Raw genomic sequence first — 24,732 nt, 5'->3', positions numbered from 1 at the left:
GGATTTGCAATGATCCGCCGGTTCAGCGAAGCTGGCGGGTGATCGACTTGACGTTCGGAACCTGCTGGATTTGCCTGCCTGCAACTCAACAAAAGGATATTCCCATGAAATATCTAAACCTGACTCTGATCGTGCCAGCCCTCGTTATAATGGGGGCCTGCACCAATACAGGAGCCAATTATCAGCCCGTTATTGATGGTGCTGTGGGCCCGAACTACAATGTGGATTTGGCGCAGTGCCAGCAATTGGCTGCTTCCCAGGCCAGCGTCGATGGATCGACCGCAGGTAATGCCGCAATAGGTGCCGCAGGTGCCGCTGCGACCACGGCGATCATTCAGGACAGCAGCGACAATCTGGGCCGTGCAGCCGTTGCCGGTGCGCTGGTCGGCGCGGGCGCGGATGTGATCAACAAGAACCAGAACAAGGAAGTCATCGTGCGCAACTGTATGCGCAATCGCGGCTACAACGTCGTCGGCTAAGGCCGCGCGATCGATTGTGTAGGCTAACGGCCTGCGATGGCGCACCCGGCGGCGTGGCCCGAGGACCACGCCCACTGGAAATTATAGCCACCCAGCCAACCGGTGACATCTACCGCTTCACCAATGACATAGAGGCCGGGGACATCCCTGGCCTCCATCGTTTTTGACGACAGATCATCGGTGTCGATCCCGCCCAGAGTGACCTCGGCCGTGCGATACCCTTCGGTACCCGAGGGCGTCAGTTCCCAACCCGACAGCGCCGCGACCAGATCGGACAGCGCCGCATCGGACTGATCCGCCAGATTGCCCGCCATCGGGATTTCTTTGCTCAGATGTTCCACCAGCCGCGCGGGCAGATGCCGCGCCAGTTCCGTGGTCAGGGCCTTGCGCCCTCCGGCCTGACGCTGATCGCGCAGCAGGTCGAACAGGGGCAGGTCAGGGATCAGGTTGACCCGGATCACCTCACCCTCGCGCCAGTAGGAGGAGAGTTGCAACACCGCTGGCCCGCTCAGGCCGCGATGGGTGAACAGCAACGCCTCGTCAAAGCTGGTGCGGTCATTCGCAAGACGCGCGGGCAGGGACACGCCCGAGAGGTCCCTGAACCGGCCCTCGGAAAAGGTGAACGGCACCAGCGCCGCCCGGGTCTGGGTCACCCGCAACCCGAATTGCTTTGCGATGTCATAGGCCAGCCCGGTCGCGCCCATCTTGGGGATCGACTTGCCACCCGTCGCCAATACCAGATTGGCACAGGTCAAGTTGTGGCGCTGCCCCTCACGCTCGAATTCCAGCGCAAAACCAATCTCAGTCTTGCGCAGATCACGCAGCGAGGTCTGCACCCACAGCTCGGCCCCTGCCTGCGCCATCTCGTCCAGCAACATCTGAATGATCTGTTTCGATGATCCGTCGCAGAAAAGCTGCCCCAGCGTCTTTTCGTGCCAGGTAATGCCGTGACGACCAACCAGATCGATGAAATCCCACTGCGTATACCGTGCCAGTGCGGATTTGCAGAAATGCGGGTTTTGCGACAGGAAATTACCCGGCCCTGCGTACATATTGGTGAAATTGCAGCGTCCACCGCCCGAGATTCGGATCTTTTCTCCCGCTGCCTTTGCGTGGTCGATCACAAGCACCCGCCCGCCACAATGCGCCGCGCACATCAGGCCTGCCGCACCGGCGCCAAGGATGATCGTGTCGAAAGTCATAAGCTGCGCATGACCGGATTTCGTCGCGTTTGCAAGAGTCGGCGGGATAGGCCCTTGATTAGTGAGTTTCGGTTTCTGACTCGGAAATTTCGAGGCAAACTCAACATGCCGAGCGCCCCTCACGGCACCGTGGGTGCAGGGTCGTCACAGTGGCACGGGCGATCTTTGGCGCGATACTTGACCCACTTTAGGAGGGAATTTACCAATGAGCGGCACAATCGAAGTTCAATGATTTTTCCCAGTCGCGCGGAGTCTCGTTTCCATGTCCTCGTCCGTTTTTGGCGCATTTCGTTCCGACTCCACCCTGTCAGATGCTGGCGCATCGACAACTGTCGTGGGGTCTTCGTTTCAGATTTCAGCCTATAGCCAGATCACGATTGAAGATGGCGCAGACGGCACAATCTATAGCGGCGACAGCATTTCTAACGAAATCTCGAACGACCCGGCGCAAACCTTCAACGGAGAGATCATCTTTTGGGATTTCACGGTTTCGGTCACGGATGGCACCAATACCTATGAAATCGCCCTGTTCGATTTTGATATCAATGGAGATGGCAACTCGATCGGTGTGGATGCCGAGGACGGGTTTTTTCTGGGCTTTATCGGCGGCAATATCCCGCCGCTGAACACCACACTGACAATCACAGCGATTACGGATAACGGCCCCAGCATCGATGTCGATACTGTCGTTCCGTGTTTTGTGGCGGGTACAACCATTCTTACTCCTGACGGTGCTCGCCCGATCGAAAGCCTGTGTGTTGGCGATCTGGTCGAGACGATGGACAATGGCCCACAGGCGATACGCTGGATCGGATCGCGGGAGCTGGACAGTATTGACCTGACGATGAAACCCAAACTCAGGCCGATCCGTATCCGCAAGGGCGCGTTGGGGCAGGGGCTGCCCGAGACTGATCTGCTTGTCTCACCGCAGCATCGCATGTTGGCCAGATCACCCATTGCGGCGCGAATGTTCGCCAAGCACGAGGTGTTGATCCCTGCAAAGCGGCTTTTGGATCTGCCGGGGGTTTCGATTGAAGATGGGGCGGCACCGGTGATTTATATTCATCTTCTTTTTGATCGTCATGAGGTCATTTTCGCCGAAGGCGCTCCCACCGAAAGCCTGTTCACAGGACCCGAGGCGTTGAAGGGCGTCGGCCAAGAGGCTTTGGAGGAAATCACCGAGATTTTCCCTGAAATCGCGACGGAAGCGCATACACCGATGACCGCACGTCCCATTCCGCCAAAAGGGCGGCAGATGCGCAGCATGGTCCAACGCCATGTTAAGAATGGTAAGCCTCTGGTCTCCTAGCTCTTACGGCATGTGCTGCTGATGGCGTTTGGCAGCACACCGCGCGAACAACGATCAAGGGTGCGTCAAACCTCTCCCAGAAGATACCGCAAATTTTGTGCAGGGCCTTCATTCCGCTAGCCCAAACGCCAAAATCCCTGTAGACTTGCACTCAGACCCCGAAAACGGGGCGGCAACGAGGCAGATAGTGGCGGTATCTCATGACTGAGATGGTGTATGGCGCGGTCCGGGACACGCGCGGAGAACCGATTCTACCAAAATGGTGGCGAACGATTGATCGCTGGACGATGTCCTGTGTCCTGATCCTGTTTGTCATCGGGCTGTTGCTGGGGCTGGCCTCGTCGCCGCCGCTGGCCGGTCGCAACGGGTTTGATCCGTTTCACTATGTCGAGCGTCAGGCGCTGTTCGGCGGGATGGCGCTGATTGCCATGCTTCTGACGTCGATGATGTCGCCGACGCTCGTCCGACGGCTGGCCATTCTCGGCTTTCTGGCCTCATTCGTGGCGCTGGCCTTCCTGCCGGTCTTTGGTACTGACTTTGGCAAAGGCGCTGTGCGCTGGTATTCGCTGGGATTTGCGTCCCTGCAGCCATCCGAGTTTCTGAAACCCGGTTTCGTGGTGGTGGCCGCATGGCTGCTGGCTGCATCGCAAGAGATCAACGGGCCTCCGGGGCGATTGTGGTCGTTCGCGCTGTGCATGGCGATTGTGGCGATGCTGGTGCTGCAACCCGATTTCGGGCAGGCCTGCCTGATCCTGTTTGGCTGGGGCGTGATGTATTTCGTCGCAGGCGCGCCGATGCTGCTGCTGGTTGGCATGGCCGGGGCTGTGGTTCTGGGCGGCATGTTTGCCTATTCCAATTCCGAACACTTTGCCCGCCGCATCGACGGTTTCCTGAACCAAGAGGTCGATCCGACCACTCAGCTTGGCTATGCAACAAACGCTATTCAGGAGGGCGGCCTGTTCGGTGTCGGCGTGGGTGAGGGACAAGTGAAATGGTCGCTGCCCGATGCGCATACGGATTTCATCATTGCGGTCGCGGCTGAGGAATACGGGCTGATCCTCGTTCTGATCATCATCGCGCTTTATTCGCTGATCGTCGTACGCTCGCTTCTGCGGCTGATGCGCGAACGTGACATGTTCATCCGTCTGGCCGGGACCGGGCTGGCCTGCATGTTTGGCGTGCAGGCGATGATCAACATGGGCGTCGCCGTGCGCCTGCTGCCCGCCAAGGGCATGACTTTGCCGTTCGTCAGCTATGGCGGCTCGTCGCTGATTGCGGGCGGCATCGCGGTTGGTATGCTACTGGCGTTCACCCGTTCTCGCCCTCAAGGCGAACTGGGCGACATTCTGCGCGGACGAGGCTGATGCCATATCTTCTGATCGCAGCGGGCGGCACCGGGGGGCATATGTTCCCCGCGCAGGCGTTGGCCGAGGCGATGCTGCACAAAGGCTGGCGCGTGCGCCTGTCCACCGATCCGCGCGGCGCGCGATATACCGGGGCCTTCCCCGAAGGTGTTGAGATTGTCGAAGCCTCCTCGGCCACCTTCGCCCGCGGTGGCCTGGCCGCCAAGGTATTGGTCGGCCCTAAGATCGCCGCTGGCGTCACCGGCATGGCCGCGCAGATGATGCGCGACAAGCCCGACGTCGTGGTGGGCTTTGGCGGCTACCCCTCGATCCCGGCGCTGGGTGCTGCAACACTGCTGAAAATCCCGCGCATGATCCATGAACAAAACGGCGTTCTGGGCAGGGTCAACCAGGTGTTCGCCACCCGCGTGGCGCAGGTGGCCTGCGGTGTTTGGCCAACCGACCTGCCCGATGGGGTGAAAGGCATCCACACCGGCAACCCGGTCCGAGCCAGCGTGCTGGAGCGTGCGGGCGCGCCTTTCATTCCGCCCGGTGACTATCCGATGTCCGTTCTTGTGATGGGCGGCTCTCAGGGCGCGCGCGTTCTCAGTGATGTCGTGCCTGGCGCGATTGCGGCCTTGCCCGAAGACTTGCGCGCCCATATTCGCGTGTCGCATCAGGCGCGGGACGAAGACGGAGAGCGCGTCACTGCATTCTACGCCGAACACGGCATCCGGGCCGACGTGCAGCCATTTTTTGATGATGTCCCCCGGCGCATGTCCGATGCCCAGCTTGTGATCTCCAGATCAGGTGCATCCAGTATCGCTGATATCTCGGTGATCGGACGGCCCTCGATCCTGATCCCGCTGGCCACTGCCGCAGGCGACCACCAGACCGCCAACGCGCGTGGACTGGTTCAGGCGGGCGGGGCGATCATGATCCCTGAAAACGCCCTTGACGTTTCCGCGTTGACCGAGCAAATGACCACGATTCTCACCAACCCCGAAGCCGCACAGCAAATGGCCCATGCCGCGCTATCGGTCGGGGCTCCGGACGCGACCGAGCGTCTGGTGGCCCTTGTCGAGCAACTGGCGCAGAAGGAGACCTCATGAATCCAGCAACCAAACTGCCGCAGGACGTCGGACCGATCCATTTCGTTGGCATCGGAGGCATCGGAATGTCGGGCATTGCCGAAGTGCTTTTGAACCTTGGCTATCAGGTGCAGGGCTCGGACCTCAAGGCGTCAAAGATTACCGATCGTCTTGCTTCGCTCGGGGCTGAGATTTTCGAAGGCCAGCGCGCCGAGAACCTGCAGAACGCAGCTGTCGTCGTTGTCTCGACCGCGATCAAACCGGGCAACCCGGAACTGGATCAGGCCCGCGCGCAGGGCCTGCCGGTGGTGCGCCGTGCCGACATGCTGGCCGAACTGATGCGCCTGCGCTCGAACATCGCGATTGCCGGAACCCACGGCAAGACCACCACAACCACGATGATGGCCGAGCTGATGGTCGCGGGCGATTTCGACCCGACCGTCATCAATGGCGGCATCATCCACGCCTATGGCTCGAACGCGCGCATGGGGCAGGGCGAATGGATGGTGGTCGAGGCCGACGAATCCGACGGCTCGTTCAACCGCCTGCCTGCAACCATTGCCATCGTCACCAATATCGACCCCGAGCATATGGAGCATTGGGGGGATTTCGACACGCTGCGCGACGGCTTTCACGAGTTCGTCTCGAACCTGCCCTTCTACGGCCTCGCCGTCTGCTGCACCGACCATGCCGAGGTTCAGGCGCTGGTAGGCCGCATCACTGACCGCCGCGTGCGCACCTATGGCTTCAACGCACAGGCCGATGTGCGGGCTGAAAACCTGACCTATAAAGGCGGCGTCGCGCATTTCGACATCCACCTGCAATACGAAGACAAGGTAATCGAAGACTGCACCCTGCCCATGCCCGGCGACCACAATGTCTCGAACGCGCTGTCGGCTGTGGCCGTGGCCCGTCATCTGGGCATGAAGGCGGCGGAAATCCGCGAGGCGCTGGCGAATTTCGGCGGCGTCAACCGTCGCTTCACCAAGGTTGGCGAAGTGAACGGCGTGACCATTATCGATGATTACGGCCATCACCCGGTCGAGATCGCCGCCGTTCTCAAGGCCGCACGCCAAGCGACCGAAGGCCGCGTCATCGCTGTTCACCAACCTCACCGCTATTCCCGCCTGTCCAACCTGTTCGATGATTTCTGCACCTGCTTTAACGATGCTGATGTGGTTGCCATCGCCGATATCTTCGCGGCCGGAGAAGATCCGATTGAAGGCGCATCCCGTGACGATCTGGTGCAAGGCCTGATCCGCCACGGCCACCGCCACGCCCGCGCCCTGCTGGACGAGGCAGATCTTGAGCGTCTGGTGCGTGAACAGGCCCGCCCCGGCGATATGGTCGTCTGCCTTGGGGCAGGGACCATCAGCGCCTGGGCCAATGGGTTGCCGGACCGGCTGATGCTCAAGGCGGGGTAATCAGGTGGCGGCGTCCGTCATACTCGCCTGTTTTTGGGTTCTGGCATCGACTGTGGTGGCCATGTTACCGATGCGATTGCAATTCCCGCCCGGGATTGTCCTGTTCGTCAGCGCCCCGGCGCTGATCGTCTGGTTGGGTTATGACTACGGCTGGTTCTACTCTGTACTGGCAGTTGCAGGTTTCGCTTCCATGTACCGCAACCCCATCCGTTATTACTGGCGCAGATGGACCGGCCGAGAGGTGTCTGAATGAACTGGTCCCTTGCCCTTGCTGGCTTGTGGGGGCTTGTCGCCAACATTCTGGCGATGATTCCCAGTAAGGACAATCACTGGACTCGCGCTTATATCCTGATCGCCGTGGGGATTCCCATTCTGGGTTATGTCACCTATCAAAACGGGCCTTGGATCGGGCTGATTGTGCTGGCAGCGGCCATGTCGGTGTTGCGCTGGCCTGTGATCTATCTGATCCGTTGGACAAAGGCGAAATTGCAGGGCATGAAGGCGACCAACAAGTAACGGCCGTACTCAGGAGACCCCCATGGTCGACATCGCCACTTTCGCCTATCTGCCCCTGATATCCTTCGTTTTCGGAGCATTCGCGGGATTTGTCGCCGGTCGCTGGATTGGCGTCAAGGGACTGCTTTGGTTGCTTGCGTTGGCCGCTGCCACGGCCCTTGTGCTGATCGTGATGCTGGCCGGTGTCGGAACCGGAGAAGAAGAGCAGGCCTTCGGCCCCTTCGTCTGGCTGACCGGCGCGGTTCTGCCCTTCCTCTTTGCTGCCATCATGGGCGGCGTCGGCGGGCGCAGCCTGGCCGCACGGGCCGGGGAATGAGCAACGTGCCCACTGTCCGGGGCCGCCTGACCAAGGCGCGTCCGCTCAACGATCTCACATGGCTGCGTGTCGGAGGGCCCGCAGATTATCTGTTCCAGCCCGCTGATGTGGAGGACCTGCAGGATTTCTTGCGCAACTTACCCGCAGAAGTACCGGTCTTTCCCATGGGCGTCGGCTCGAACCTCATCGTCCGCGACGGGGGCTTGCGCGCCGTAGTGATCCGGCTGGGGCGTGGGTTCAACGGAATTGCGATCGACGGCCCCACCGTCACCGCCGGGGCCGCCGCGCTGGACGCGCATGTGGCGCGCAAGGCGGCGGGTGCAGGCGTTGACCTGACCTTCCTGCGCACCATCCCCGGCTCCATCGGCGGCGCGGTGCGCATGAACGCGGGCTGCTATGGCAGCTACACCGCAGACGTTCTGCAAAAGGCCACCATCGTCACACGGGGCGGAGAGGTGAAAGACCTCTCACCCCAAGACCTCAACTTCCGCTATCGCCAGTCCGACCTGGCTGAAGGCGCGGTGCTGATCTCGGCCACGTTCCAAGGTCCCAAAGGCAACCCCGAAGACCTCCATGCCCGCATGGAAGCGCAGCTGCAAAAGCGTGACGAAACCCAACCCACCAAAGACCGCAGCGCCGGTTCGACCTTCCGCAACCCCGCCGGGTTTTCCTCGACCGGCAAGGCCGACGATGTCCATGACCTCAAGGCGTGGAAGGTGATCGACGACGCCGGAATGCGCGGTGCCACCAAAGGCGGCGCGCAGATGAGCCCCAAGCACTCGAATTTCCTGATCAACACGGGCGACGCCACCGCCGCCGACCTCGAAGGTCTGGGCGAAGAGGTGCGAAAAAAGGTTTACGAAACAAGCGGCATCACGCTAGAGTGGGAAATCATGCGGGTCGGCGATCCGCTGGAATAATAAAGCCCCAACCGTCAGACCAAAATCAGGCAATTAACGGCGACGGATCAAAGGCATAAACGCAGTACGGACCACCACATAAGGTCCGGGGACATTGAGGCGCACATTGGGTATGTCGAGCAGGACAAACCCCAAAGTGGCGGTATTGATGGGCGGCCCCTCGGCGGAACGCGAGGTGTCTCTCAGCTCTGGGCGCGAATGCGCAGCCGCCCTTAGGGGAGAAGGCTTTGAAGTGGTCGAGCTGGACGCAGGTCCCGACCTCTATGCGCGCCTTTTGGACATCAAACCGGATGTGGTTTTCAACGCCCTGCATGGCCGCTGGGGCGAGGACGGCTGTGTGCAGGGTCTGCTGGAATGGATGCGCATTCCTTACACCCATTCCGGCGTGCTGGCCTCAGCCTTGGCTATGGACAAGCAGCGCAGCAAGGAAATCTACCAGACCGAGGGCCTGCCCATCGTGCCCAGCGTGATCGTGCCCAAGGTCGAGGTGATCGAGGTTCACGTGATGGAGCCGCCTTACGTGGCCAAACCCAACAACGAAGGCTCCAGCGTCGGCATCTACATCGTCCACGAAGGCTCGAACGGCCCCCCTCAACTGTCCGACGACATGCCCGAGCATATCATGGTCGAGAAATACGTCGCAGGCCGCGAACTGACCGTGACCGTGATGGGCGACCGCGCCCTGACCGTCACCGAGATCATGACCGATGGCGGTTGGTACGACTATGACGCCAAATACAAGCCGGGTGGCTCGTGGCACGTGCTGCCCGCTGACATCCCGCAGGATATCTTCGACCGCTGCATGGAGTATGCGGTGAAAGCCCATAACGCTCTGGGCTGTCGCGGCGTGACCCGCACCGACTATCGCTGGGATGACAGCCTCGGCGCGGATGGTCTGTTCCTGCTGGAAACCAACACGCAGCCGGGCATGACCCCGACCTCGCTGGTGCCCGAACAGGCCGAACACATCGGCATGACCTTCGGCCAGCTCTGCGCCTGGATGGTGGAGGACGCCTCATGCGACCGCTGACCGCCACGCGCACGCCCGTCATCCATCGGTCAAAACCGCTGGCCGGACCAGATGCCGATTTCGCCTCTGGTGCCCGGTCTGAGGTCAAGCCCAGGTTCCGTCTGCATGGCCTGTTCCGGCGCAAGGCGACCCGGCTGGATCCGGCGCCGTCGCGCCTCAGCTACCGTATTCAGCGCTGGATGCTTACCCCCGGCATCCGGCGTGGGCTGAAATTCGGTCTGCCCGTTGTTGCGGTTTGTGCCGCCATTGGCTTCTATTTCAGTGCCGAGGACCGGCGCGAGGCAGTGGTCGCCTATGTCAACGACATCAAAACCTCGATCCAGCAGCGACCTGAATTTATGGTCAACCTGATGGCGATTGACGGGGCAGGCACGAACCTGTCGGAAGACATTCGCGACGTGGTGCCATTGGATTTCCCGATCAGCTCGTGGGATCTGGATGCCGAACAAATCCGCGACACGATTACCGGCTTGGACCCGGTCAAATCCGCCACGGTGCGCGTGCGACCCGGCGGGATCTTGCAAGTGGACGTGGTCGAGCGTGAGCCGGTTGTGGTCTGGCGCACCCGTCGCGGAACCGAATTGCTGGACGATACCGGCGCGCATGTGGAGCGGATTGCGTCGCGCAAGGATCATGCAGACCTGCCCTTGATCGCGGGCAAGGGGGCAGACGGGCATGTGGCCGAAGCGTTGCAGCTTTTGGCAACTGCGCGCAGTCTGGGCGGGCGTGTCCGTGGACTTGTGCGCGTGGGCGAACGTCGGTGGGATCTGGTTCTGGACCGGGGTCAACGTATCATGCTGCCCACCGAACGCCCGGTGCGTGCGCTGGAACGCGTGCTGGCCGTGAACGAAGTGCAGGACTTGTTGGAACGGGACGTGGCCGCAGTTGATATGCGTCTGGGTCAACGCCCGACAATCAGAATGACAAGAACCGCCAGCGAAGACTGGTGGAACACAAAAACAGATGTGAGTAGCGGACAGTAACCATTATGATGACCGATCTTTACCAGTCCCAACGCGCCATGCGGCAGATGCGCAGGCAGGCCATGCAACGCGGTGTGGTTGCGATTCTGGATGTGGGTAGCTCCAAGATCGCCTGCCTGGTCCTGCGGTTCGACGGGGCTGGTCGGCTGAGCGAGGATAACAGCATCGGCTCGTTGGCCGGGCAGACAGGTTTCCGGGTGATTGGCGCGGCAACGACCCGCTCGCGCGGTGTGGAGTTTGGCGAAGTCACAGCCATGCAGGAGACCGAGCGCGCCATCCGGACCGCATTGCAGGCGGCACAGAAAATGGCCGATATCCGGGTGGATCATGTGATCGCCAGCTTTTCCGGGGCCAATCCGCGCTCGTATGGGCTCGACGCGCAGGTTGATCTGGAAGGACAGGTTGTCACCGAGGCCGAGGTAGGCCGTGTGCTGAACGCCTGCGACGTGCCTGACTATGGGGCAGGCCGCGAGGTTCTGCACGCGCAACCGGTGAACTTTGCGCTGGACAACCGCTCGGGCCTGATCGATCCGCGTGGGCAGATGGGGCAGAGCCTTGCGGTCGATATGCACATGCTGACGGTCGATGCGGTGGCGATTCAGAATATCGTGCGCTGTATCAAGCGTTGCGATCTTGAACTAGCGGGGATTGCGAATTCGGCCTACGTCTCGGGTATCTCGGCGCTGGTCGAGGATGAGCAAGAACTGGGGGCCGCCTGTATTGATATGGGCGGCGGCACCACCAGTGTGTCGATCTTCATGAAGAAACATATGATCTACGCCGATTGCGTGCGCATGGGCGGGGATCATGTGACCAGTGATATCTCTATGGGCTTGGGTGTGCCGGCCAACGTGGCAGAGCGAATCAAGACCTTCAATGGCGGTGTCCATGCGACGGGTGCGGATGACCGCGACCTGATCGATATTGGCGGCGATACCGGCGATTGGGAACACGATCGCCGCACTGTCAGCCGCGCGGAACTGATCGGTATCATGCGTCCTCGGGTCGAGGAAATTCTGGAAGAGGTACGCATCCGCCTTGACGCGGCCGGGTTCGATCATATGCCCAGCCAGCAGATTGTGCTGACCGGCGGGGCCAGCCAGATTATGGGGCTGGACGGGCTTGCGACCCGCATCCTCGGGCAACGCGTGCGTCTGGGTCGTCCGTTGAGGGTGCATGGATTGCCGCAATCAGCCACGGGGCCGGGGTTCTCGTCAGCTGTCGGGCTCAGCCTGTTTGCCGCGCATCCGCAAGACGAATGGTGGGACTTTGAAATTCCGGTCGATACCTATGCGGCGCGCCCCTTCAAACGTGCCGTGCGCTGGTTCCGTGACAATTGGTAAGGCGCTGATCGCAGGACTGGCCGCCACAGTCCCATTTGCGCTGCAGGCGCAAACCCTCATCACGCCGGATGTGTTTCTTAGCGCGGTTCAAGGTAAAACGGTCAAGTTTCACGATTACCCCAGCGGCGATTTGGTCGGAACCGAGGAGTTCCTGAGCCGCACTGTCTCAGTTTGGCGGATGGAGGGGCGGGGCTGCGTCTATGGGCAAATCACCACGCCCGACGGGCAAATCTGTTTTCTCTACGATGACGATGCGGATGGTCTGCCCGTCTGCTGGTGGCCCTATTTGCATGAAGATCGCCTGATGGTCCGGCTGGCCACATTTGCCTATACCGAAATTCAGGAAGTGCGCGGCATCACCGAGGACAGTTTAGATTGCCCAAGTGCTCCTGTTGGCTAAAATCGGGTTGCACCGCCGGACGTTATCCCGCAAGATATCCACAGGACCCGTCAGAGGCCCAGCGGCAGGACCCGAGCAGTTTTTCCGCAGATGTGACAAGTAAGACTTTGGTAAGTTTCCACGCTCTTCGGCAGTGGGGTGAATTTTATTGCCTTGTAGTCAAAGGGCTGGCTTCCCCAATATCTGGCGAACGAACCGATATCGCCGTAAGGTTTGCCTTATTCTCTCCATATTTTGTGGGATTGGGCGATTTTTGACGTGACGTTTGCCGTTTCGCTGGGTAGGATTAGGGGCGGATAGGTAAGAAAAACACCGCTTTGGCGGGTCAATAAAACAGGCGGACAGAGTATGACATTGAATCTTTCGATGCCCGGGCACGACGAACTTAAGCCTCGGATAACAGTATTTGGCGTTGGCGGGGCAGGTGGCAACGCCGTCAACAACATGATTGAAAAACAGTTGGATGGCGTGGATTTCGTCGTCGCCAACACCGACGCGCAGGCACTGCAGCAAAGCCAGTCTTCGGCGCGGGTTCAACTGGGTGTCAAAGTCACCGAAGGTCTGGGTGCGGGCGCACGACCCACTGTGGGCGCGGCGGCCGCCGAAGAAAGCATCGAGCAGATTGTCGATCATCTGGCGGGCGCGCATATGTGCTTTATCACGGCCGGGATGGGCGGCGGTACCGGGACGGGCGCGGCTCCGATCATCGCGCAGGCCGCGCGGGAACTGGGCGTTCTGACCGTGGGCGTGGTAACCAAACCCTTCCAGTTCGAAGGGGCCAAGCGGATGCGTCAGGCCGAAGATGGCGTTGAATCGCTGCAGAAGGTTGTCGACACGCTGATCATCATCCCGAACCAGAACCTGTTTCGCCTGGCCAACGAAAAGACCACGTTCACCGAAGCGTTCTCGATGGCGGATGACGTTCTTTACCAAGGTGTTAAGGGCGTGACCGACCTCATGGTGCGCCCCGGCCTGATCAACCTCGACTTTGCCGACGTGCGCGCCGTGATGGACGAGATGGGCAAAGCCATGATGGGGACAGGCGAAGCGACGGGCGAAGATCGCGCGGTGCAGGCCGCCGAGAAGGCGATTGCCAACCCGCTGCTGGACGAAATCAGCCTCAAAGGTGCCAAGGGCGTGCTGATCAACATTACCGGTTCGGACGACCTGACTCTGTTCGAGCTCGACGAAGCCGCCAACCGCATCCGCGAGGAAGTGGACCCCGAGGCGAATATCATCGTCGGCTCGACCCTCGATACCGCGATGGAAGGCGGTATGCGCGTGTCCGTTGTCGCCACCGGGATCGACGCGACTGATGTTCAGACAGAGGCGCCTGTCGCGCGCCGTTCGATGTCCGAGCCGCTGACCCGGACCGTGTCGGCAGAAGAACACGCCCCCGCTGCGGAAGAGGTGCAGGCACCTGCCGCCGAGGATGCAAATATCGCACCATCCCTGTTTGAATCGATCGAAGATGTCGAACTGAAAGACGGCTGGTACGAAGAAAAACAAGCGGTAGCCGAAGAAGATGACGGTTTGCCGCCGCCGGCATATCAGCCTCAGGTCGCGCAGTTCGAACCACAGCCCGAGCCGCAGGAAGAGGTGACGGAAACCTATGCAGCGCCGCGTGCGGCGGAGCCGGGCACGCCGTCTCCGGCCGCGATGCAACGCCTGCAGGCTGCGGTTCAGCGCGTTCCGTCCGCCAAGCAGCACCTGTCTGCGGAAAGACCGCAAGATCCAGCGCCGCATGGACGTCCGGAATCCGAGGAGCGGCCGCGGTTCGGCTTCAACCGTCTGATCGACCGCATGACCGGTAACGCTGCCGATACGCCGGCGCACCCCCCGCGCCAGCAGCCCGCGATGCGGGCGTCCGAAGCGGCGGCCCCGGCCCATGAAGAGGCGGATCCGGATCAGGACCGTATCGAAATTCCCGCCTTTTTGCGCCGCCAGGCCAACTGATCGCGGTAACAAAATCCTGTCAAAGAGCCGCCGAAGGGCGGCTCTTTTTCTTTATTTTTCATGTTGTTATAGTAATATCAGCAGGGTTTTGCCGATCTGTCACATTCATGTTTCATTCGGTTGCAAAGAGTGAGTTGAGCCTTAGCGCGCCTTTCCTTAACTGATTGGCAACACAGCCATCACTCAGGCTGGACACCACGCGTTGAGGACAGTCTTGCAACATACGCTCAAATCATCGGTCACTTTCAAAGGCGTCGGGTTACACGGCGGTAAACCTGCGACCATGGTTCTGAAGCCTGCTGCAGCTGGTCATGGTATCTGGTTCAAGCGGACCGATATCGAACTGGGCAACGCGCTGATCCCGGCCATCTATGACGTGGTTGAACGCACACCTTTGTGCACCCGTCTGGTCAATGACGCGGGCGTGTCTGTCTCGACAATCGAACATATCATGGCAGCGCTGGCTGGATGTGGTGTGCATAACGCTCTGATCGAGATTGACGGGCCGGAAGTTCCGATCATGGATGGGTCATCCATCGAATTCGTGCGCGGCATCATGGCCAAGGGCGTCCGCCGCCAGGCCAGCCCCGTTTTGGCCTTTGAGGTCCTGAAACCTGTTACTGCAACGCGTGAGGGGGCGAGCGCCTCGATCGCGCCGGCGGATCGACTGATTATCGATTTCCATATCGAGTTCGAAGATGACGCTATCGGAAAGCAGACCAAGACGCTGGACATGGGCAACGGCTCGTTCGCGCGTGAGCTTTGCGACTGCAGGACCTTCTGTCGTCGAACCGATGTGGAAGCGATGCGGGAGGCCGGACTGGCCTTGGGCGGAACACTGGACAACGCGGTGGTTGTTCAGGGGGATGAGGTTCTGACACCCGGTGGTTTCCGCCACGCCGATGAAGCCGTGCGCCACAAGATGCTGGATGCGCTGGGGGATCTGTACCTGGCAGGCGGTCCGATTCTGGGTCATTTCACCGGCGACAAATCGGGCCATGCGATGACCAACACATTGCTGCGGAAACTGTTCGAAACACCCGGCGCCGTGCGCCCGGTATTGTGCACACCGGAACAGGCTGCACGCCTTCCGGGGCAAGGCCTTGTATGGGATGAAATTCCCGAAGTTGCCTGAACCGATCAACTCTACGACATTTCCGCCAGCAGGCGCATAATGCGTTTTGCACCGGAGTTATATGTGCTAAACCAAGGCCCGATCCGGGGCGAAACCCGTTAGACATGACGACAAGGATGGGCGGAATGGTTGGCACCAAAGCGGCAGTCAGAATCGCAGGCGCGTTTCTTCTGGCAGCGGTTTTGACGGCTTGCGGCAGCAAAGGCGCAGACCGCGATCAAAACCTGGAAGGGTTTACCCCTGAGCAGATTTTCACCCGAGGTGAGTTCGAGCTGTCTCAGAATCGGTCCGATGATGCGGCATGGTATTTTTCTGAAGTCGAGCGTTTGTATCCCTATTCCGATTGGGCCAAGCGCGCACTGATCATGCAGGCGTTTTCGTTCCATTCGGACGAGAATTACGAAGAAAGCCGGGCGGCCGCACAGCGGTATATCGACTTTTATCCGGCGGACGAAGATGCAGCCTATGCGCAGTATCTTCTCGCGCTCAGCTACTATGACCAGATTGACGAGGTGGGGCGCGATCAGGGCCTGACATTCCAGGCGCTGCAGGCGCTTCGCACGGTGATCGAGGTTTATCCCGACAGTGAATATGCGACTTCGTCGGTTTTGAAATTTGATCTGGCGTTTGATCATCTGGCCGGCAAAGAGATGGAGATCGGACGTTATTATTTGCGTCAGGATCACTATACCGCGGCCATCAACCGGTTCCGCGTGGTGGTCGAGGACTTTCAGACGACATCCCACACCGCCGAGGCGCTTTACCGTCTGATCGAGGCGTATTTGTCGCTGGGTCTGGTGGATGAGGCGCAGTCTGCCGGTGCGATCCTCGGATACAACTACCAGTCCTCAGAGTGGTATGATGCGGGCTACAAACTGCTGGTCTCGCGTGGGTTGGACGTCAAGAGCCGTGGTAACAACTGGCTCAGCCAGATTTACCGCCAGACGATCAAGGGTGAATGGTTGTAAGCGCTATGGCTAAAGGCTTGGGACGTTAAAGACCCGATGCTGCGCGCCCTCGATATTCGCGACATGCTGATCATTGACCGGTTGGAGTTGACCTTCCAGCCGGGGCTGAACGCTTTGACCGGCGAAACCGGGGCGGGCAAATCAATCCTGTTGGATTCGTTGGGTTTTGTGCTGGGCTGGCGTGGACGGGCCGAGTTGGTTCGCCAGGGGGCCGCGCAGGGCGAGGTGGTGGCTGAGTTTGAACTGCCCGAGGGCCATCCGGCCCATGCTGTTCTGGCCGAAGCCGGGATTCCCGGCGGCGAAGAACTGATCCTGCGCCGCATCAACACTGCTGAAGGGCGCAAGACCGCATGGGTCAATGACCGACGGTGTTCCGGCGAGGTGCTGCGGGCGTTGTCGGAAACCCTGATCGAGTTGCACGGCCAGCACGACGATCGGGGGCTGCTGAACCCGCGCGGTCATCGCGCCATGCTGGACCATTATGCCGGTGTCGCAGATCACCTGAAGGCGGTTCGCACCTGCTGGTCGGACATGGCGCGTGCCAGGAAGGCTCTGACCGAAACCGAGACCGCTCTGGCTGCCATGCGCGCCGAGGAAGACTTTCTGCGACATGCTGTGGCCGAGTTGGACAAGTTGGACCCGCAACCGGGAGAAGACGCCGAGCTCGACGCGCGCCGCCGGATGATGCAGGGGGCCGAGCGCATCCGCGATGACGTCGCCCGCGCCTTTGATCTACTGGACGGTGACGGGGCCGAAGGTGCCATGTCTGATGCCGTGCGCTGGCTGGAGGGTGTGTCGGACACTGCAGGCGGGCAACTTGAGGCTCCAATCGCCGCGCTGGGCCGCGCTCTGATCGAATTGGGCGAGGCGCAGGACGGTGTTCAGGCTTGCCTTCAGGCGCTGGACTTCAATCCGGCTGAACTGGAAGCCGCCGAAGAACGCCTGTTTGCCATCCGGGCTTTGGCGCGCAAACATGATGTCGCGCCGGATGATCTGGGTGGTTTCGCGGATACCTTGCGCGACCGCCTGAACAAGCTTGAGGCCGGGGACGCCGATCTGGCGGAGCAACGCGCGGCAGTCGAAGCCGCTCGGACCGCATTTGACAAAGCGGCAGAGGCGCTGAGCCGCGCTCGAAAGCAGTCTGCGGGTCAATTGGATGCCTCGGTCATGGCAGAACTTGCTCCGCTGAAAATGGAACGCGCGGTGTTTCAAACGGAGATTACTCCGGCCGATCCGGGTCCCGAGGGTACGGATGCTGTTGCCTTTACCGTGGCGACCAACCCGGGGGCACCGTCCGGACCGCTGAACAAGATTGCCTCGGGCGGCGAACTCAGCCGGTTTCTGCTGGCGCTCAAGGTTTGTCTGACCGGTGAAGACAGCGCCCGCACCATGATCTTTGACGAGATTGACCGGGGTGTCGGCGGCGCGACCGCTGATGCGGTGGGTCGCCGTCTTGCTTCACTGGCGCAGGGCGGGCAGGTGTTGGTCGTCACCCACTCGCCTCAGGTTGCTGCCCGGGCGACGCATCACTGGCGGGTGCAAAAGCAGGTGAATGACGGGCAAACCCTGTCCACCGTGATCCCGCTGGCCGATCCCGACCGCGTGGATGAGATCGCCCGCATGGTCGCAGGCGATACCATCACGGATGAGGCGCGCGCCGCTGCGCGGGCCTTGCTGGACGCTTAAGCCCTCTCACAGACGCGATCCTTCTTTTATCTGTGCCGCCCGTGGCTTAGTAAGGGATATGGACCCATCCGCCGAGGGCAAATGACCCAATCGACCCGCACTGTTCTGCGTAACCAGCTCAATCAGGCCTTGGCGGCATTGAGGGATGCGTGGCGGGTGATGTTGCGCCGGGGGCCCAGCCAGATCCAGTTCTGGTTCATTGCGCTGGCGATCGGGATTGCGGCGGGCTTCATGGCCTTGGGCTTCCGGAAGGGTATTCAGGCGCTGCAAGCATGGGTCTATGATACCGAAGACATTCTTATGCTGCACAGCCATGTCGAAAAACTGCCCTGGATTCTGATCCTGATTACCCCGATCATCGGTGGCTTGATCGTCGGTGTCATACTGCACAAATTCACCGATGACGGACGGGTGCGCTCGGTTGCGGATGTGATCGAGGGGGCGGCCCTGACCAATGGTCGGGTCGAAGGCAAAGCGGGTGTGGCGTCTTTCTTCGCCTCGCTAATTACGCTGAGCACCGGCGGATCGACAGGACGAGAGGGGCCCGTCGTGCATATGGCCGGTGTGATCTCGACCTGGGTCAGCTCCCGTATTCATGCGGACGGTATCACGGGCCGCGATCTTCTGGGCTGTGCCGTTGCCGCTGCTGTATCGGCCAGCTTCAACTCGCCTATCGCAGGAGCGCTGTTCGCGCTTGAGGTCGTTCTACGCCATTTCGCGGTACACGCCTTTGCGCCCATCGTCATCGCCTCGGTTGCGGGCACCGTGATCAACCGGCTGGAATATGGTGACGTGACCGAGTTCACCCTGGAAACGCCGGGCTCGTTGCAGTTCTATGTAGAGCTTCCGGCTTTCCTGATCCTTGGCCTGATCTGCGGGTTGGTCGCGTTGGTACTGATGCGCTCGATCTTCTTTGCCGAGGATATCGGCAACCATATTCAAAACCGGCTGTCCTTGCCGGGTTGGCTGCGGCCTGCGGTGTCCGGTGCGATGCTGGGCCTGATCGCGATCTGGTTTCCGCATATCATCGGGGTGGGGTACGAAACAACGATCCGGGCGCTGACTGGCGATCTGGTTCTGTCTGCCGCGATCCTGTTTGCCGTTGTCAAAACGGTGGCAGTTGCGATCACCATGGGCGGCCGAATGGGGGGCGGTGTGTTCTCGCCCGCGCTTATGGTGGGCGCGTTGACAGGGCTGGCCTTTGGCCTGATCGCCACTGGACTTTTGCCGGACGTGTCAGGGACACATACACTCTATGCCTTCGCCGGGATGGGTGCCGTCGCCGCGGCCGTACTGGGCGCGCCGATTTCGACCACGATGATCGTGTTTGAGCTGACGGGCGACTGGCAGATCGGGTTGGCGGTCATGGTGTCGGTTTCGATGTCTACAGCACTGGCCTCGCGTCTGGTGGATCGGTCGTTCTTCCTGACCCAGCTGGAACGACGTGACGTGCATCTGGCGGCCGGACCGCAAGCCTATCTGTTGGCGATGCTGCGCGCCGGTGCCGTTATGCGTCCTCTTGGAGATGCGCGCTCAATTACGCGGGACGAGGCGCAGGACCTGATGGAGCAGGGCTTGTGCATAAAGGCCACCGCAACGCTCGAGGCTGCGATGCCCTATTTCGACCGGGACGAGATCCCTTGTATCCCGGTTGTCGAGATCGACGGGGATGGGCGCGAAATCCCAATCGGCGCGCTGTATCACATCGATGCGCTCAAAGCGTATAACCGTGCTCTGGCCGCGACTGCGGCCGAGGAGCACTCATAGCCTAGCCATCATAGACCGTGGCCGCGTCGCCAAGATAATTGTCCCAGGCAAACCAGTAAGAAATGTGGCCCGCCACGCGCGGCAATTGCGCCCCATCGGGCCCAATCAGCGCCTCTTCGGTCATGGTCCATTTCTGGCCGGACTGATCCACAAGGTCTCCGCCGGACGTCGAGAACTGGTTCGATTTCCGCTCATAAGCACGGACGGTGCGCCTGTCTTCGTTGCCGATCAGAACCAGAGGCCGGTTTGCAATCGCATCGTTGATAACGCGGCGACGCCCAAAAGCATCTAGCGGCCACGCGCGCGCCGCACCGAATTGGCGCACGGCAAAGACGTAATCTTTCTGCCGATGATCTCTTTGATCCACCAAGGCGGGGAACATCAGTTCGGGTGAGGCGAAATATTCCCGGTAGACCACGCCTGACCCGTAGTTCCGCCGGTGCCCGGTATCCAGTGACAGAATCTTGGTGTCGGGATGTGAAGTTTTCCAGCTGTCCCACGTGGTGATCACCACCGGACGCTGTTGTAATTCGATCCCGCTATTGACCAGAGGTCCGACCACCGGTTTACCGGTATACTGGTTCCACAGCGAATGCGTTTCGCGGTCAAACATCAGCTTGTTGGAGCGGTAGAGGAACCCCGATGAGCCAAAGACCAGCGGTTTGCGGCGCCCTTCAACCCGGGTTTCAAACAGGATGCCCGACCCGCAGAGCGTGCAATAGGCCAGTGCCACGGGCACGCCGCCGATCACCTCGTTGAACATCTCGTGCCAGCCCATGATCCGCAGCGGATAGGCGCGCACGTCGCCGTTGATTTCAACGCCGAACACAAGATCATCCGGTTTCATGTAATCGGCCTGCTTCGCCGAGATCAGCTCGGGATTGTCCAGCGATGGAATACCATCCTTGACCACGCCACCCCACGAGATCTCCTCAAGCCTGATCTTCATCTTGTCCCGGTCCAGATATTGAGGGCGCAGGAACACGTCGAAGTTCTGGTCGATGCCCAGCAGAACCTCGCGCTTGAACGGGATCAGCGAGGGGTGCGGGACGATCTGGGGGTTGCGCTCTTGCCAGAGCATCCAGTCAAACCAGTCCGCCCCAATCGACTGACCTGTCAGCGCGTCCATAACTTCGGCGATGTCGTCATCCCGCCGCCGGGCAAAGCGCATTGCTGTCAACAGGGCGGGTACCACGTCGGGATTACCGCGGTCCTTCAGAAAGGCCATACCGGCTTCGAAATCCGTGCGGCTGGAGTACAGGGTCGTCCGAATGGCATTCAGTACCGGATCCTCCTGCGCCCAAAGCGCGGAAGGGGCCAGGGCGCTTGCCCCCAGCAAACCGTGAAAACTGCGACGCGTGAGTGGCATGGTATCCTCCGATAGACTCCATGCCCACTTTGCACGCTGATGTGCTCACGTTCACGCAACACCCTTGTGAACGGAATGTAGTATTTGATCAGGGCTTGTCGCTTTGGTCGTCGTCGGGGTGCTTCAGTGTCAGAGGCGGGTCCTGAGGGGCTTCGGAAATCGGTGCCGGTGCAACCACGGACTCGGGCGTGTTCTGCCCCAGAACTTCGTCCGGACCCGGCACGGGACGCACGCCGGGCGTTGCCTCTTCTGCGACTGGTGGGGCAGTCGGTTCGGGCACCTCTTCGACGGCATCGCCGGGGATTGCGCGGCGGAATACCAGAACGTTGCGCCAGTTCGTGGTCGATCCGGTCAGCCCGCTGCGTTCTTCACTGGGTAAAAGTTCGGCGCGTTGATATTCCCAGCCGTCCTGACCCAGCTTGTTGAGCAGTTGTTCAACCGAATTGGCAAAACGGCCTTCTGGTGTTTTGACCCCTTTGGCCTTGGTGCCCTTTTGCGGGGCGGGAACAACTTTGTATTCGTAGCGGTGCATCATTCGGTCCCGATTGCCATCTCTCGGCACGTTAACATTTTGAAGCGCCGGGAAAAGCGAACTTCTTGTGGGCGTGAAAATCAACCCGCAGTGTTGCCTTCAGCCCGCGCTGCTTTTTCGACAAGCGACAGGCAAAGCTCGGTCGCAAGGGCCATGTCCTGAACTGATATCCACTCCAGCGGGCCGTGAATGCACTGCATTCCGGTGAACAGATTGGGCGTGGGCGTGCCAAATTCGGTCAGTCTGGACCCATCCGTTCCGCCCCGGATCGGGACCGAGACGGGCTCGATCCCCTGTTCGCGGCAGGCCTCGCGGGCCAGATCGACGGGGGTCATGTCCTTTTCCAGCCAGTAACGCATATTGCGATATTGATGGGAGATGTCGCAGGTGATCGTTGCGCGCGGCTCGGTCGCCTGCACGGCGTCGCAGACCTGACGGACGATGTCGCGCTGGGCTTCAAGCCCCTCCATCTCGAAATCGCGCAGGATCAGCTTGATCTCCATCTCGGAGGACCCGCCGTTCATGTCAGTGATATGGATGAACCCGTCGCGCCCGTCGGTGACCTCGGGTGTCATAGTGGCCTGCGGCAGGGTCTGCACGATTTTGGCGGCCAGATGGGCGGCGTTGACCATCTTGTCCTTGGCCAGGCCGGGGTGGATCGAGACGCCGGTGATCTTGATCACCGCACGATCCGCCGAAAAGCTCTCGTACTCGATCTCACCTACGTCCTGCCCGTCGAGTGTATAGGCGAAATCCGCCTTGAGATCCTTTGGCAATTGCTCGGTCACGCCGCGCCCGATCTCTTCGTCAGGGGTAAAGGCGATGCGGATGGGTCCGTGGGCGATGTCTTTGTTTTCAATCAGATGCCGCGCCATCGTCATCAGGATCGACACGCCGGCCTTGTCATCCGCCCCCAGCAACGTGGTGCCAGAGGCGGTGATCAGGTCATGGCCGATCTTTTCGGCCAGATAGGGGTGCTCTTCCGGGGACAGAACCAGATCAGGATCGTCAGGAAAGGTGATTTCGCCACCGTTGTAGCCTTTGATCACCCGTGGTTTCACACCGGTCGCGTTGAATTGCGGGGCGGTGTCCACATGGGCCAAAAAGCCGACTGTCGGGCCCTCAGCCGTGCCGGGGATCGTTGCCACGACCACACTGTCGCCGGTGATCTCAACATCCTGCGCACCGATCTCGGTCAGTTCCTTTTGCAGCAGATGCAGCATGTCGAACTGAATGCCGGTGCTGGGGGTCGAGGGCGAGGTCTCGTCGCTTTGGCTGTCAATGGCGGCATAGCGCATCAGCCGGGCTTCGAGTTCCTGATCAAATCTGTTCTGCATCGTACCCTCCCTCTTTGCTGCCGAAGAAAGGGGGTAAATGACAACGGAGTCAAGCAGGTGGCCTGACTCCGTCCTATGGTTCACGGGTGAGTTACGATCCCAGCTTTTGGGCGACCAACTGGTTTACCGCTTTTGGGTTGGCTTTGCCGCCGGTGGCCTTCATCACCTGACCAACGAACCAGCCCGCCAGTTTGGGGTTCACCTTGGCCTTTTCGACCTGCGCCGGGTTGGCGGCGATGATCTCATCCAGAGCGGCCTCAATCGCGCCGGTGTCGGTCACCTGCTTCATGCCGCGCTCTTCCACGATCTGCGCCGGGTCGCCGCCTTCAGTATAGACGATCTCGAACAGGTCCTTGGCGATCTTGCCCGAAATGGCGTCCGACGCGATCAGGTCGATGATCCCACCCAATTGCGCCGGTGATACGGGCGAGTCGGTGATGTCGTGGTCTTCTTTCTTCAACCGGCCAAACAGCTCGTTGATGACCCAGTTCGCGGCCAGCTTGCCGTTGCGGCCTTTCGCGACGTCCTCGAAATAAGCGGCGCTTTCGACCTCGGCAGTCAGGACTGAGGCGTCATAGTCGGTCAGGCCGAATTCGGCGATGAACCGCGCCTTTTTGTCGTCGGGCAGTTCCGGCAGCTTGGTGGCGATGTCATCGACCCAGGCCTGTTCGATCTCCAGAGGCAGCAGATCGGGGTCGGGGAAATAGCGGTAATCATGCGCTTCCTCCTTGGACCGCATCGACCGTGTCTCACCCTTGTCCGGGTCATACAGGCGGGTTTCCTGATCAACGGTCCCGCCACCTTCGACGATGGCGATCTGACGCCTTGCCTCAACCTCAATCGCCTGCTGGATGAACCGCATGGAGTTCATGTTCTTGATCTCGCAGCGCGTGCCCAAATGCGAGAAGTCCTGCGTTTCCTGATATTTCTCATACGCGCCCGGCAAACAGATCGAAACGTTCACGTCCGCCCGCAGGTTGCCGTTCTGCATGTTGCCGTCGCACGTACCCAGGTAACGCATGATCTGGCGCAGCTTGGCGATATAGGCGGCGGCCTCTTCGGGGCCACGGATGTCGGGGCGGCTGACGATCTCCATCAGGCAGACGCCGGTCCGGTTCAGGTCCACGAAGGACATATGCGGGTCCATGTCGTGGATCGATTTGCCTGCGTCCTGTTCCATATGGATGCGCTCGATGCGAACCATGCGCGCGGTGCCGTCGCCCATTTCGACCAGCACTTCGCCTTCGCCCACGATGGGGTGGTAGAGCTGGGAAATCTGGTATCCCTGCGGCAAGTCGGGGTAGAAATAGTTCTTGCGGTCGAACGCCGATTTCAGGTTGATATCCGCCTTCAGGCCCAGCCCGGTGCGCACGGCCTGTTCCACGCAATATTCGTTGATCACAGGCAGCATCCCCGGCATCGCCGCATCAACAAAGGCCACGTTCGAATTCGGCTCGGCCCCGAATTGCGTCGACGCGCCGGAAAACAGCTTGGCATTGGATGAGACCTGAGCGTGCACCTCCATCCCGATCACCAGTTCCCAATCGTGCTTGGCCCCGGCAATGGTTTTAACTTTGGGCATTTCGTATGTCAGGTCGAGCATGGCGCGCCTCATTTCCGCAAAAG

General features: G+C 60.5%; 23 protein-coding genes. 18 read left to right on the top strand and 5 right to left on the bottom strand.

The genetic code is table 11. The features are described 5' to 3' along the window. Positions 1-104 precede the first annotated feature (104 nt). Positions 105-479, top strand: a complete 375-nt coding sequence (locus ACRZ9X_RS06665; RefSeq protein ID WP_480517059.1) for a glycine zipper family protein — start codon at positions 105-107, stop codon at positions 477-479. Positions 480-502: 23 nt separating this feature from the next. Here ACRZ9X_RS06665 and ACRZ9X_RS06660 read toward each other — a convergent pair whose 3' ends face one another. Next, positions 503-1,681 carry a BaiN/RdsA family NAD(P)/FAD-dependent oxidoreductase gene (locus tag ACRZ9X_RS06660; protein WP_480517057.1) on the bottom strand — a complete coding sequence of 393 codons (1,179 nt, stop codon included), beginning with the start codon at positions 1,679-1,681 and terminating at the stop codon, positions 503-505. 262 nt (positions 1,682-1,943) lie between these two features. On the opposite strand from ACRZ9X_RS06660, the gene ACRZ9X_RS06655 reads away from it, so the two are divergent. The 17 genes from ACRZ9X_RS06655 (at position 1,944) to ACRZ9X_RS06575 (ending at position 19,868) form a co-directional block, all read left to right on the top strand. Next, complete coding sequence (locus tag ACRZ9X_RS06655) at positions 1,944-2,990, top strand: Hint domain-containing protein (RefSeq protein WP_480517055.1); 1,047 nt, start codon at positions 1,944-1,946, stop codon at positions 2,988-2,990. A 200-nt stretch (positions 2,991-3,190) separates the two neighbouring features. Then, positions 3,191-4,354 carry a putative lipid II flippase FtsW gene (gene ftsW, locus ACRZ9X_RS06650; RefSeq protein WP_480517053.1) on the top strand — a complete coding sequence of 388 codons (1,164 nt, stop codon included), beginning with the start codon at positions 3,191-3,193 and terminating at the stop codon, positions 4,352-4,354. Then, positions 4,354-5,445, top strand: a complete 1,092-nt coding sequence (locus ACRZ9X_RS06645) for a UDP-N-acetylglucosamine--N-acetylmuramyl-(pentapeptide) pyrophosphoryl-undecaprenol N-acetylglucosamine transferase (protein WP_480517051.1) — start codon at positions 4,354-4,356, stop codon at positions 5,443-5,445. The genes ftsW and ACRZ9X_RS06645 overlap by 1 nt, the downstream gene beginning before the upstream one ends. Further along, entirely contained in the window at positions 5,442-6,848 is a 1,407-nt protein-coding gene (gene murC / locus ACRZ9X_RS06640; RefSeq protein ID WP_480517049.1) for a UDP-N-acetylmuramate--L-alanine ligase, read from the top strand. The genes ACRZ9X_RS06645 and murC overlap by 4 nt, the downstream gene beginning before the upstream one ends. Before the next feature lie 4 nt (positions 6,849-6,852). Further along, a complete protein-coding gene (locus ACRZ9X_RS06635) occupies positions 6,853-7,101 on the top strand; it encodes a DUF2484 family protein (RefSeq protein WP_480517047.1) in 249 nt (82 codons plus the stop codon). After that, positions 7,098-7,364: a DUF2484 family protein gene (locus ACRZ9X_RS06630; protein WP_480517045.1), complete on the top strand. Its 267-nt coding sequence runs from the start codon at positions 7,098-7,100 to the stop codon at positions 7,362-7,364. The genes ACRZ9X_RS06635 and ACRZ9X_RS06630 overlap by 4 nt, the downstream gene beginning before the upstream one ends. Before the next feature lie 22 nt (positions 7,365-7,386). Further along, complete coding sequence (locus ACRZ9X_RS06625) at positions 7,387-7,680, top strand: hypothetical protein (RefSeq protein WP_480517043.1); 294 nt, start codon at positions 7,387-7,389, stop codon at positions 7,678-7,680. Next, on the top strand, positions 7,677-8,600 hold the full coding sequence (gene murB / locus ACRZ9X_RS06620) for a UDP-N-acetylmuramate dehydrogenase (RefSeq protein ID WP_480517041.1): 924 nt from the start codon (positions 7,677-7,679) through the stop codon (positions 8,598-8,600). Before ACRZ9X_RS06625 ends, murB begins: the two co-directional genes overlap by 4 nt. 112 nt (positions 8,601-8,712) lie before the next feature. Further along, positions 8,713-9,630 carry a D-alanine--D-alanine ligase gene (locus tag ACRZ9X_RS06615; protein ID WP_480517039.1) on the top strand — a complete coding sequence of 306 codons (918 nt, stop codon included), beginning with the start codon at positions 8,713-8,715 and terminating at the stop codon, positions 9,628-9,630. Further along, the gene (locus tag ACRZ9X_RS06610; RefSeq protein WP_480517037.1) at positions 9,618-10,613 is read left to right on the top strand and encodes a cell division protein FtsQ/DivIB; all 996 of its coding nucleotides are present in this window, start codon (positions 9,618-9,620) and stop codon (positions 10,611-10,613) included. The genes ACRZ9X_RS06615 and ACRZ9X_RS06610 overlap by 13 nt, the downstream gene beginning before the upstream one ends. 8 nt (positions 10,614-10,621) lie before the next feature. Beyond that, positions 10,622-11,956: a cell division protein FtsA gene (gene ftsA, locus ACRZ9X_RS06605; protein ID WP_480517304.1), complete on the top strand. Its 1,335-nt coding sequence runs from the start codon at positions 10,622-10,624 to the stop codon at positions 11,954-11,956. Next, positions 11,943-12,356, top strand: coding sequence for a hypothetical protein (locus ACRZ9X_RS06600; RefSeq protein WP_480517035.1), 414 nt, complete (start codon positions 11,943-11,945; stop codon positions 12,354-12,356). Before ftsA ends, ACRZ9X_RS06600 begins: the two co-directional genes overlap by 14 nt. A 348-nt stretch (positions 12,357-12,704) precedes the next feature. After that, on the top strand, positions 12,705-14,312 hold the full coding sequence (gene ftsZ / locus ACRZ9X_RS06595; protein ID WP_480517033.1) for a cell division protein FtsZ: 1,608 nt from the start codon (positions 12,705-12,707) through the stop codon (positions 14,310-14,312). Positions 14,313-14,526: 214 nt separating this feature from the next. Further along, positions 14,527-15,447 (top strand): UDP-3-O-acyl-N-acetylglucosamine deacetylase, encoded by a 921-nt coding sequence (lpxC, locus tag ACRZ9X_RS06590; RefSeq protein WP_480517031.1) that lies wholly within the window; start codon positions 14,527-14,529, stop codon positions 15,445-15,447. A gap of 125 nt (positions 15,448-15,572) precedes the next feature. Then, on the top strand, positions 15,573-16,415 hold the full coding sequence (locus ACRZ9X_RS06585) for an outer membrane protein assembly factor BamD (RefSeq protein WP_480517029.1): 843 nt from the start codon (positions 15,573-15,575) through the stop codon (positions 16,413-16,415). Between the two features lie 36 nt (positions 16,416-16,451). Beyond that, positions 16,452-18,101: a DNA repair protein RecN gene (gene recN, locus ACRZ9X_RS06580; RefSeq protein ID WP_480517027.1), complete on the top strand. Its 1,650-nt coding sequence runs from the start codon at positions 16,452-16,454 to the stop codon at positions 18,099-18,101. Positions 18,102-18,182: 81 nt separating this feature from the next. Next, positions 18,183-19,868, top strand: a complete 1,686-nt coding sequence (locus ACRZ9X_RS06575; protein WP_480517025.1) for a chloride channel protein — start codon at positions 18,183-18,185, stop codon at positions 19,866-19,868. 1 nt (position 19,869) lies between these two features. Here ACRZ9X_RS06575 and ACRZ9X_RS06570 read toward each other — a convergent pair whose 3' ends face one another. The 4 genes from ACRZ9X_RS06570 to gatB all read right to left on the bottom strand — a co-directional run bounded on the left by ACRZ9X_RS06570 (position 19,870) and on the right by gatB (position 24,709). Beyond that, positions 19,870-21,237, bottom strand: a complete 1,368-nt coding sequence (locus ACRZ9X_RS06570; RefSeq protein WP_480517023.1) for a DUF3179 domain-containing protein — start codon at positions 21,235-21,237, stop codon at positions 19,870-19,872. Between the two features lie 88 nt (positions 21,238-21,325). Then, on the bottom strand, positions 21,326-21,769 hold the full coding sequence (locus ACRZ9X_RS06565; RefSeq protein ID WP_480517021.1) for a DUF4177 domain-containing protein: 444 nt from the start codon (positions 21,767-21,769) through the stop codon (positions 21,326-21,328). 80 nt (positions 21,770-21,849) lie between these two features. Then, positions 21,850-23,106, bottom strand: coding sequence for a peptidase T (pepT, locus tag ACRZ9X_RS06560; protein WP_480517019.1), 1,257 nt, complete (start codon positions 23,104-23,106; stop codon positions 21,850-21,852). A gap of 91 nt (positions 23,107-23,197) precedes the next feature. Next, positions 23,198-24,709, bottom strand: coding sequence for an Asp-tRNA(Asn)/Glu-tRNA(Gln) amidotransferase subunit GatB (gene gatB, locus ACRZ9X_RS06555; protein ID WP_480517017.1), 1,512 nt, complete (start codon positions 24,707-24,709; stop codon positions 23,198-23,200). Between the last annotated feature and the right edge of the window lie 23 nt (positions 24,710-24,732).

The sequence above is a fragment of the Ruegeria sp. AL1 genome (genome assembly GCF_056540905.1).
Note: the sequence above shows the minus strand (reverse complement) of the source record. Positions and strands in the feature narration are given on the sequence as shown.